The organism is Endozoicomonas sp. Z74 (assembly GCF_057680865.1).
The window spans coordinates 1-10,529 of record NZ_JBLYZI010000146.1 but is presented as its reverse complement, the minus strand read 5'-3'; the positions used below and the strand labels follow the sequence as shown (position 1 = coordinate 10,529).

13 protein-coding genes are annotated in these 10,529 nt (G+C 47.0%); 5 read left to right on the top strand and 8 right to left on the bottom strand.

Annotation, left to right across the window (positions count from 1 at the left end):
* The 3 genes from ACNRUY_RS24535 to ACNRUY_RS24525 all read left to right on the top strand — a co-directional run.
* On the top strand, positions 1-195 hold a 195-nt coding region (locus tag ACNRUY_RS24535), incomplete at its 5' end, for an IS3 family transposase (protein WP_488113191.1).
* Positions 196-248: 53 nt separating this feature from the next.
* A complete protein-coding gene (locus tag ACNRUY_RS24530; RefSeq protein WP_488114299.1) occupies positions 249-770 on the top strand; it encodes a hypothetical protein in 522 nt (173 codons plus the stop codon).
* Positions 771-843: 73 nt separating this feature from the next.
* Positions 844-1,617, top strand: a complete 774-nt coding sequence (locus ACNRUY_RS24525; RefSeq protein WP_488114298.1) for a hypothetical protein — start codon at positions 844-846, stop codon at positions 1,615-1,617.
* Positions 1,618-1,781: 164 nt separating this feature from the next.
* Here the strand turns inward: ACNRUY_RS24525 and ACNRUY_RS24520 are convergent, their stop codons facing one another.
* From ACNRUY_RS24520 to ACNRUY_RS24490, 7 genes are all read right to left on the bottom strand, one after another.
* Entirely contained in the window at positions 1,782-2,795 is a 1,014-nt protein-coding gene (locus ACNRUY_RS24520) for an IS481 family transposase (protein ID WP_488114297.1), read from the bottom strand.
* 707 nt (positions 2,796-3,502) lie between these two features.
* Complete coding sequence (locus ACNRUY_RS24515; protein WP_488114296.1) at positions 3,503-3,769, bottom strand: type II toxin-antitoxin system ParD family antitoxin; 267 nt, start codon at positions 3,767-3,769, stop codon at positions 3,503-3,505.
* Positions 3,770-3,856: 87 nt separating this feature from the next.
* Positions 3,857-4,081, bottom strand: a complete 225-nt coding sequence (locus ACNRUY_RS24510; RefSeq protein WP_488114300.1) for a type II toxin-antitoxin system PemK/MazF family toxin — start codon at positions 4,079-4,081, stop codon at positions 3,857-3,859.
* Positions 4,082-4,174: 93 nt separating this feature from the next.
* A complete protein-coding gene (locus ACNRUY_RS24505) occupies positions 4,175-4,435 on the bottom strand; it encodes an AbrB/MazE/SpoVT family DNA-binding domain-containing protein (RefSeq protein ID WP_488114295.1) in 261 nt (86 codons plus the stop codon).
* A gap of 155 nt (positions 4,436-4,590) precedes the next feature.
* Positions 4,591-4,839 (bottom strand): type II toxin-antitoxin system Phd/YefM family antitoxin, encoded by a 249-nt coding sequence (locus ACNRUY_RS24500; protein ID WP_488114294.1) that lies wholly within the window; start codon positions 4,837-4,839, stop codon positions 4,591-4,593.
* A gap of 222 nt (positions 4,840-5,061) precedes the next feature.
* Positions 5,062-5,883 (bottom strand): pyrroline-5-carboxylate reductase, encoded by an 822-nt coding sequence (proC, locus tag ACNRUY_RS24495; RefSeq protein ID WP_488114293.1) that lies wholly within the window; start codon positions 5,881-5,883, stop codon positions 5,062-5,064.
* A 341-nt stretch (positions 5,884-6,224) separates the two neighbouring features.
* The gene (locus ACNRUY_RS24490; protein WP_488114292.1) at positions 6,225-6,914 is read right to left on the bottom strand and encodes a YggS family pyridoxal phosphate-dependent enzyme; all 690 of its coding nucleotides are present in this window, start codon (positions 6,912-6,914) and stop codon (positions 6,225-6,227) included.
* A 64-nt stretch (positions 6,915-6,978) separates the two neighbouring features.
* On the opposite strand from ACNRUY_RS24490, the gene ACNRUY_RS24485 reads away from it, so the two are divergent.
* Together ACNRUY_RS24485 and ACNRUY_RS24480 are read left to right on the top strand one after the other, a co-directional pair.
* The gene (locus ACNRUY_RS24485) at positions 6,979-8,013 is read left to right on the top strand and encodes a type IV pilus twitching motility protein PilT (protein WP_488114291.1); all 1,035 of its coding nucleotides are present in this window, start codon (positions 6,979-6,981) and stop codon (positions 8,011-8,013) included.
* Positions 8,014-8,030: 17 nt separating this feature from the next.
* Positions 8,031-9,158 (top strand): PilT/PilU family type 4a pilus ATPase, encoded by a 1,128-nt coding sequence (locus tag ACNRUY_RS24480; RefSeq protein WP_488114290.1) that lies wholly within the window; start codon positions 8,031-8,033, stop codon positions 9,156-9,158.
* A gap of 75 nt (positions 9,159-9,233) precedes the next feature.
* Here ACNRUY_RS24480 and ACNRUY_RS24475 read toward each other — a convergent pair whose 3' ends face one another.
* Positions 9,234-9,944, bottom strand: a complete 711-nt coding sequence (locus ACNRUY_RS24475) for a hypothetical protein (RefSeq protein WP_488114289.1) — start codon at positions 9,942-9,944, stop codon at positions 9,234-9,236.
* Between the last annotated feature and the right edge of the window lie 585 nt (positions 9,945-10,529).

The following is a 10,529-nucleotide window of genomic DNA, read 5'->3' as shown; positions in this document are numbered from 1 at the left end:
TGGGATAATGCGGCTATGGAATCGTTTTTTAGTCGACTCAAAGTTGAGTTGGTTTATGCGGAGCGGTTTCAAACACTTGATCAGGCCCGATCCAGTATCTTCGAGTACATCGAAATGTTCTATAACAGAACTCGACGTCACTCAGCACTGGGTTATCTTAGCCCTGCTAAGTTTGAAGAAGTAAATCAACAATAGGTGTCCACTTTTAGTGGGTAACACCAGGTTCTTATCGTAGAGTTGAGTTTAAAATGACAGAAAAAGAAGTTCTGGATTTATTGTTGAAATTTACAGAGGTAATCACGAGTAACCCTGACGCTTCGGTTGAAGCAGCAAAATATACTGTAATAGGAATGATTTTCGTTGCGTTAATATCATTATTTGGCCAGTTTGTTGCGACCTTTTATTTGATCAAATCTGAAACAAAGAAAATTCAAGCGCAATATAACCTGGATAAAAATAACCAAATATATATCGAGTGGAATAGGGAAGTTAAAAAACTCATATCTGAGTTATTATACGAAACTGATCCTGAAGTAAGCTCAAAGAATCACAGTGTTTCGGTAGTAAAAATAACACATCAGCTAAACTTAATGTTGAATGAAAATATCAAAGAGCAAGCTGTACTTAACGGAGCTGTAAATAGGTTGTCCTTAGCATCTAATGGCTGGGAATCATCAGAAGTAAAAGACATACTTCGATACCAACATGATGTCATTCAAGCAGGCAAAAGAGTCATGTACAACACAAGAAACACCGAAATCGAACCCTAACAAAAAAATCCAAGGGATACCTGCGGCACCCTTGAATTAGGCGTTATGCTTCAACATAAATTAAGGAGTAAGGATGATTGATCAGAGTAACCCAGCAGGAAGACTTCATAAAATCTTCAAAGAAATAAAGCCTCAGAAGGATAATCTTAAAGTCAGAAAGATATGGGCTGAAGCTCTGGCAGTTAATGAAAATGATGATTCTGAAGTAACTCAAGCTGTTTTAGAGGTTTACTCACTATCACAAGAAGTTCAGAAGCTGATTAAGCTCAGAGAAAGTGATAGCAATGAAATTTATTTATCATCCTTTAAAACTCTTGAATCAGCAATATTTCCATTAAATCTGGATGCAACATGGAATAACTTCAAGCCAAAAATCACGGATGAAGCAATGACAAGACTTGAGTTTTGCGCTCATTATTTAGGAAACTACTATCAAGAAGAAGCTCTTGCCAATGAAGACATTGAAGATATAAAAAATAAGATTGATGAAATTAACAACCTCTTAGAAAGCGCTAAGATTTCTGAAGAGGTAAAGATAATTTTGCTTGATGAAATCATTAGAATTAAAAGAGCTATATCACATTATAAAATCAAAGGGGCGAAAGGCGTTAAAGAGGCTCTACAAGCTACAGTTGGTGCAGTATATGCCAACCAAGACAGCTTGAAAAAAGAGTCAGAAAACAATGGTGAAGTTATCAAGCGAATAGGCGAGTTAATCGATAAGCTTGATTCCTTCACTGCTAGAGCCTTGAAATTGCATAAAATACTAAAACATCCTTTTAAAGCTTTTCTTACATACGTCACAGAGCCAGCAGAAACTGAAGAGTCTATCGAAGCAGAAGCATAAATCGGGTAAGAGCTGGCTTCTCTCCAGCTCTCCCCACACCACCCGGCGTGCGGGTCAGCACCGGGCGGTTTACCGATAATGGTGAAACCTGATCCATAAATTGTAGTAGTTCAGACCTGATCTGACAGTCACCGATTTTCCAGAGGGTGTCTGTCAGGTCAAATTCAGGCTACAAATTTTTCCTTCCAGATCTCTTTGCCATTCAACAGGGTTTCCATTGGTGTTCTTCCACAGCACTGCTTACCCTGATGGGTTCGCTCAGTATTGTAGTGAATCAGCCATTCGTCCAGATCCTGTTGCAGCTCTTCCAGAGACGTATACAGCTTTTTCCTCAAAGCCACCTGATAGAACTCCTGCAGAATGGTTTTATGGAATCGCTCACAGATCCCATTGGTTTTCGTGTGCTCTATCTCATTAACCGCGATATAAAGCTGGTAGTCATGTTGATCTGCCCTGCCGCAGTACTCGGTTCCACGGTCGGTCAGAATACGCAGTATTGGTAGCTCTTCAGCCTCATAGAACGGCAAAACACGGTCATTGAGCAGGTCAGCGGCAGTAATCGGAGTTTTGGTTTGGTAGAGCTTGCATTGAGCCACTTTTGAATAGGTATCCACGTAGGTCTGTTGATACACACGGCCAACGCCTTTAAACGTCCCCACGTAAAAGGTGTCCTGAGAGCCAAGGTAACCCGGGTGAGCCGTTTCAATTTCACCACAGGCTTCATCGTCCAGCTTCTTGCGCTCCAGAGCCCTGACCTGTGATTCCGTGAGGATAATGCCTTCTCTGGCGACTTTTTCTTCCAGGGCTTTCAGGCGCTGTTTGAAGTTAGCCAGATCATGGCGCACCCAAATACTCCGAACGCCACTGGGTGAGACAAAAACGCCTTTTTTACGCAGCTCGTTGGATACCCGCACCTGGCCATGAGCAGGATCTTCGACGGCATACTCAAGAACGGCTTGCTCAACTTCAGGATCCACTCTGTTTTTCAGGTTGGGAACACGCCGATTTTGATCCAGCAGCGCCTCTACGCCACCTTCATCGATGGCATCCCGGTAACGGTAGAAGGTGTCTCTGGACACACCCATGGTTTTACAGGCCTTGGAGATGTTACCCAGCTCATCAGCCAGGTTGAGCAATCCGACTTTGTGCTTGATCACTTTTTGATTAGTATGAATCATAAGGGTTACCTTTTTACGATTTAGATTTCAGTGATTTCACCCTCTATCTAAATCGGTAACCCTTCCCTTTTTTGAAGAGGGAATTGTCAGATCAGATCTGAACTAATGCATTTCAGAGGCGTTGCAACAAAATACCTGTCTCGTTACCTCGGGTGGAAAAGGTTTCTTAAAACTCAACTCTTCTCAGAGGAGGCTTTTTTAGATCAAGTTTCTATACATTGGGTAGAGCAACACTTAATTTGAACAGCGCCGTTACCACCAATTTGAAATGACCTGCTTCCACCGGTTTGAGATGACCCGTTAACAGCGATGAGTTATACCCATTTTCACCGATAGAGTTCCATGAAATAGCCTCAGTCAGGTTACTTAAGATTTCTGCAGTAAAAAATAAGAAAAAAAATAAAGGACATCCATAAATGTGCCCAACCGGGCATTAAAACAAAGCCTTTAAAACTCATCAAGAAACTCATTCAAACGTGAGGGTATGTCCATGCTTCAGTGCAAAAACGACAGGATCAGTAAAATATCAGAGGGTGGGTAGTCAGGGGATTTTACAGTTTCCAAATACACAGTGCTTCTTATTTCGGAAAAAAACTGACCTCACTGATAATAATCTGTAGTAACCAAGATCTGATCTGAAACATACCGATACAGCCAGATCTCTTCCTGTTAAGCGATGGCTACCGGGTGAAAACGGTAGAGTTGGCTCACTCATCACCTCCGGGTGTTTTCAGCCTCTTTCTGGCCCTTGCCCTGATATCATCTGCGTTGAGTGATTGAAACTCGTCTTCGGGCGTACTTAGCATGGGGTCAAGATGGTTCTTCAACCATTTGGCAGATTGTTCTTGCTGGCGTTTATCGTTGCGGATCAGATCCCTAAGGTAGTCGCTTGCACTGGAGTATTCGCCTTGTTTGACTTGCTGGGTAACCCAGTCCCTGAGCTGGTCGGGCAGTGAAATATTGAGTGTGGCCATAACAGGCTCCTATAGTGGATTTATGCTTAAATATTAGTGGTTATTGGCAGATATTGGCATTTTTCTTTTTTAGGCACTATTTAACTTTCAGCTGACAATTGCCCTGACTTTTGACAGCGCTTCATCAATAACCGCTTTAGACGCTTTTTCTACCTTTTTAATTTGCCTGGCCTTGTAATCAACTGTCCGGGTCTGCTGGCATAAAATAACGCCTGAGACATGGGCGCCAGCCAGTGAGACCTCAAAGGCATGACCACGAACAGTGGAAGTAATGGGGGCAACCAGAACCAACTTTGTCCTCTGATTAAACACCTTTGGAGACAACACCAAGGCGGTCCGTGTCTTTTGAATGTCGTGGGTCAAAGTCAATCCAGATCACATCGCCACGGTCAAAAATATAGGCCACTACAGAAGCTCCTGTCCCTTTAGTGCATCATTGAGCCATTCCTGATCTTCGTCATCCAGAATGAAGGATTTGGCTGGGCTGGCAGCTAACAGCTCGTCCATTGTGTACTTTCTTTGGGAGCTGGCAGGTTTGATAACGATCTCACCATCCTGGGCTTCTATCTCTATACTGCTATGCACCTCAAGACCCGCCTTGGCGAGGATTTTGGCAGGAATCCGGACCGCTGCACTATTGCCCCACCGCTTGATTTCAGTTTCCATGAATCATCCTTTTCTGTATCTACTTGTGTCGATACGAGAACTCCACTGGGATGTGTCAACAAGTGCAGATACTCTTTTCAGGCTGCTCTTTAAAAAAAGGGTGTCCTTTTTTTTCCTTTTTTCTCTCTTTCGGGGCAGGTTTTTTGAACTCAAGCTCATAGATCATCGAGTGAAACCTTCACAGATTCTTCGTCAGCTCTTTCTTTAACGAGATCTAAAAGTTCCATATCTTCGATGAGTCCCAACATTGCTTCATAAGCCTTAGCTGGAACGCAGTAAAATGCAGGCTCATTCCTGTTAAGCACGGCAATGGGTAAGCCTTCACCACTGGCTATAACTTTCATGGGATTGGCTTTAAGTTCAGAAATGCTTGCAGCGATATCTGTCAAAATATGTGAAGCCATAAGTTTTCTCCTTTCCTATATGACCAGATAGTAGTCCTGTTAAAGGGGCTCGTAAGGGAGAAAGTTTCAATACCAAGCCTTCAAGTACGAAAATGAATTCTTATATCTGAAATAACATCATAAAAATCAGTATATTAATCAAGGCTAAACCGCAAGCAATGAGCAACCAGGCCTCTACCATCTTGGTGGCCTGGTTGCGTAATGGCGCCGGGGAGCGCTGCTTCAGTCACTCAACTCCCTGGCCATCTCTCCAGCCCTTTTGACCGTTGCCTCCATGGCTTTCCCCACCAGGCCGGGCAGGTCTCCTTCCAAAAATGTATTGATAGCCTGCTCGGTGGTGCCATTGGGTGAAGTGACTTGGCGCCGGAGTTCAGCTACATCCACTCCGCTTTCGCTGGCCATTCTGGCGGCCCCCAGAGCGGTCTGCAGGGTCAGTTTCTCTGCGGTTTCCGGGGGCAGGCCAAGTTCTGTACCGACCTTTTTCATGGCTTCCATAAACAGGAAGTAGTAGGCGGGTCCACTGCCGGAAACCGCAATAACGGCATCAATCAGCGCTTCCTGTTCCACCCATTCCGCCAGGCCAATGGCACTGAAAATGGTCTGGGTCAGGCTTTTCTGGGACTCAGTGACTTGTGGGTTGGCAAACAGTCCACTGGCTCCGCACTGAACCATGGAAGGGGTGTTGGGCATGGAGCGGACGATGGCGTGGCTGTTTCCAGACCACTGCTCCAGGCTGCCCATGGTGATTCCTGCGGCCACGGAGATCAGCAGTGTTCCTGTCTTGAGGGCGGGTGCCAGTTCCGTTAATACCGACTTCATCATTTGTGGCTTCACGCAGAGCATGACCACATCGGCCTGGCGGGTCGCCTGTTGATTATCCCGGGTTGTCTGGACACCGTATTGCTGGCGGATGCTGGAGAGGGTTTCTTCGGTGCGGGCGGTGGCGATGATGTTGCCTTCCGGCCAGCCATTGCGGACCAGTCCCGCCAGAATGCTGCTGGCCATATTTCCGGTGCCGATAAAGGCGATGGTGGTGTCAGTCACAGGAACCTCATTTCTGTTCTTTTCGCTATGGGCTTTTGTTTGGCGATAGGCATTTGTTTCGCTACAGGTGTTAAGGCTGATAATCCCTAGGGGCTGTTGATGTTTTGTCGTATGCTCAGCCAAAGCCAGCGGTTTCGTGCCAAGGCGCAGTAGCGCAGGAATACCGTCGTCTTTCAAGCTGCTGCAACGATGGCACGGAAGCGCTGGTTTTGGCCCTTCGGGTGGTTCGTAAAGCGGCCTTCCGACTGTGTTGAACTGGGCTTGACGTAGAATAACTACGCGCTGCGCCAGTTCGCCTTGCGTTAGGCCGCTTTACGAACCACTGAGCTCACGCTAAAACATCAACAGCCCCTAGCCCCAAACAGGGCTGTGCCTATCCGGACAATAGTTGCCCCTTCCTCAATGGCGGCCTCAAGGTCACCGGTCATGCCCATGGACAGGGTGTCCATTGTCAGGGCGTATTGTTCATTCAGAGCGTTCATCTGTTGGGCCAGCGTACTGAAAGGCTGGCGCTGTTTATGGGGATCGCTTTCGGGGGCCGGGATGGTCATCAGTCCGCGGAGTTTTAATCCGGGCAACTCCCGGACTCCCTGAACCAGTTCCGGAAGTGCATCCAGGCTGACTCCGGACTTGCTGCTTTCGCCACTGGTATTGACCTGCAGGCAAATGTTCAGGGGGGGAAGCCCTTCCGGTCTCTGGTCGCTCAGTCTTTTCGCGATTTTCAGGCGGTCAATACTGTGAACCCAGTGAAAGTGACTGGCGATGTCCCGGGTCTTGTTGGACTGGATCGGGCCGATAAAGTGCCATTGGATGCCTTGCAGGTCTTTCAGCTGTTCGATCTTGTCCAGGGCGTCCTGCAGGTAGTTTTCACCAAAATGTTTCTGGCCAATCTGCCAGGCTTCGCGCACCATAGAGGCCGGTTTGGTTTTGCTGACCGCCAGCAGCAAAACATCATCCTGTCGATGGCAGGACTGCCTGGCTTGTTGAATTCGGTCATAAACCTGTTGAAATCGGTTTTGTAATGGAGTCATCAGGTTGTACATTACGGAGCAAAATGGCTATTTTACCTGCTTCCAGGAGTGAGGGGGATAATAAATGGATATTACTGAGCTGCTAGCGTTCAGTTTCAAGCAGGGGGCATCGGACCTCCACTTATCAGCCGGCCTGCCACCGATCATCCGTATCGACGGTGAGGTTCGCCGGATCAACCTTCCTCCCATGGATCAGAAGAAAATTCATGGGCTCATTTATGACATCATGAATGACAAGCAGCGGAAGGATTTCGAGGAGCATTTGGAGACTGATTTCTCCTTCGAAGTCCCCGGTGTGGCCCGTTTTCGTGTCAATGCCTTTAACCAGAACCGCGGCTCCGGCGCTGTTTTCCGGACCATTCCCAGCAAGGTTCTGAGCATGGACGACCTGGGAATGGGGCAGGTGTTCAAGGATATTGCCATCAAGCCCCGGGGACTGGTGCTGGTCACCGGCCCCACCGGTTCCGGTAAAAGTACCACGCTGGCGGCGATGCTGGATTACATCAATGAAAACAAATACCAGCATATCCTGACCATTGAAGACCCCATTGAATTTATCCACACCTCGAAGAAGTGCCTGGTCAACCAGCGGGAAGTGCATCGGGACACCCATAGCTTCAGTAACGCCCTGCGCTCTGCCCTGCGTGAAGACCCCGATATTATTCTGGTGGGTGAAATGCGGGACCTGGAAACCATTCGCCTTGCCCTGACGGCGGCGGAAACCGGTCATATGGTGTTTGGTACCCTGCACACCACATCCGCCGCCAAGACCATTGACCGGATTGTGGATGTGTTTCCGGCGGAAGAAAAATCCATGGTGCGCTCCATGCTGTCTGAGTCATTGCAGGCGGTTATTTCCCAGACCCTGCTTAAGAAAAGCGGCGGTGGTCGTGTGGCTGCCCATGAAATCATGATTGGCACGCCAGGTATTCGTAACCTGATTCGGGAAGACAAGGTGGCTCAGATGTACTCCGCTATTCAGACCGGTGGGGCTCTGGGCATGCAGACCCTGGATCAGTGTCTCCAGGGGTTGGTTCGTAAAGGGGTGGTGACCCGGGATGTGGCCCGTGAGAAGTCCAAGGATCCCGATCATTTCTAAAGGCAGTCTGACTGAATATGGATATTGAAAAATTACTGAAACTGGTGGCCCACAAGAAGGCATCAGACCTGTTTATTACCGCGGGATTCCCACCCAGTATCAAGCTGGATGGACGGCTGATGCCGGTGACTCGCCAACCCCTGACCACCACCCTGACCAGAGAGATGGTGCTGGGGGTTATGGATGAGAAGCAGCGCCTGGAATTTGAGCTGAAGCAGGAGTGCAACTTTGCCATCGCTAAAACCGGGGTAGGGCGCTTCCGGGTCAGTGCCTTTCAGCAGAGAAACCAGGCGGGCATGGTGCTTCGGCGGATCGAGGAAAAGATTCCCGGGTTTGAGGAGCTACAACTGCCAGAGGTGCTCAAAGAGCTGACCATGACCAAGCGGGGGCTGGTGATTCTTGTGGGGGCTACAGGCACCGGCAAGTCTACGACACTGGCCGCCATGTTGGGGTATCGCAATGAGAACGATACGGGTCATATCATCAGCATTGAAGACCCCATTGAGTTTATTCATCAGCATAAAAACTGCATCATCACCCAGCGGGAAGTGGGCATTGATACCGCCTCTTATGAAGTGGCCCTGAAGAACACGCTCCGTCAGGCGCCGGATGTGATTATGATTGGTGAGATCCGCAGTCAGGACACCATGAAGCACGCCCTTAATTTCGCTGAAACCGGGCATCTTTGCCTGGCTACTCTCCATGCCAATAATGCCAACCAGGCCCTGGACCGGATTCTTCACTTTTTCCCCCCGGAACACCACGGTCAGGTGTGGATGGATCTGTCCATGAACCTCAAAGGCATTGTTGCCCAGCAACTGGTCCCGGCCAGGGATGGCGCAGGCCGTCGACCGGCGGTGGAAGTGTTGCTGAATACGCCTCTGGCCCAGGACATGATTCGCAAAGGGGATGTTCACAGCCTGAAGGAGCTGATGAAAAAATCCCGGGACCTGGGCATGCAGACGTTTGACCAGGCGCTGTTTGATTTATACAACAGTGGTGAAGTGGGGTATGAAGAAGCGCTTCGACATGCGGATTCCTCCAATGACCTGAGATTGATGATCAAACTGGGCTCTGAGGTGGATGGTGATTATCTGTCTGAAAAGTCCAGTAAGCTGACGATTCAGCATGATGGGGTTTATTGAAGGGTAAATCTTGACCAGCCCCCCCTCAATGGGATGAGGGGGGGGACAGTGAGCGTTTATTCTGTATCTGCGGTGTCAATAACCGTGAGTGCAGCGAATAAGTGTTTTCGGGCTATCAAGTACTCCACCAAATGAGCTACTTTTTCCTTCCAGTGTGTAGTGCATTTCTCGGCATTGCCCCCTTCTAAAAATCAAATCCTCGAACTGATAATCCATAACTCGCGCACAAAAATCTAATGTTGACCCTTCAAAGTAGGATGCGTATTCGGCGATAATTTCATTTATTTCCTTCTGCAGCTGTTTATCGAGTGATTCTCTTTCATCATAAGTTAAAATAGAGTTCTCATGAGTGTTTTCAAGGTAATGAACTATAAAAGGTTTCATCTTCGTTGTTGCTCTCTTGTAATAAGATAATGCATGTCCATCAGTACCTTCTTTTTTTCGATGCATATGTTCTTCCCAATTAAAGACTTTTGTTCTGATCTCTACTCCATTATCATTTGCTTCAGCAGTTAGTCGATCTATCCTTTCTTCCAATTTATACAGAGTTAACGCATTTTCTAATACTATATAGTGGCAATATCCTAAATTCTGGTAATATGTGGTTTTTTCATCAATGTTTTCTAGTTCTTTATCAATAAGGCCATCATCTCTTACCGACATCGCTTCACGATGCTCTGAGATAGTTTGAGATTTTGAAGGGCTACTCAATGCGATACTGATAAGAAAAAACGGTAGAATTAATCGAATGTGCTTCATTTCAAAGTTTTCCGTTAATGGTTTCAATATTTATTCGCTGTCTTGGCTATTGCCAATAATGTACATGTCTTACTAGCTAAGCCAGAATCATTGTAGGTGTCCTGAATGAGCAGTGCTGGATTTTATGATATTTATTTGTTTTGATTTTTTTATTTTATATGCTGGAAGGGAGTAAGTTGATTTTTAGAGATTTCATTTTTTTTATTTAACAATCGTTCGAGGCCGACTTTTGTAGGGGTAATAATGTCAATCAAATTTCTGCTCTAAAAACAGATAATGAAAAATGCTGGTTTCCTGATATTGGCAATCAGCGCTTTATGACCATTGAAGACCCGATTGAATTGAATTTATCTACATCTCGAAAAAGTTTCTGGTCGCCCACTGGGAAGTGGGCATTAATACCGCCGGCGCTGTTCAAATTAAATGTTGCTAACATGGTCTATACTCCCTGAGCATGAGAATTGTCGTGTAAAGTGGAGTTCCAGCCATGAAACCTCAGCAATTCCAAGACATCCTGAAGTCCATACCCATGATGTCCCCAGAGCAGATCGGTGTCCTCCATAAAACTCTGCCGCCCTCACCCATTGCCGGTGATGCACAAGGTATTTCCGG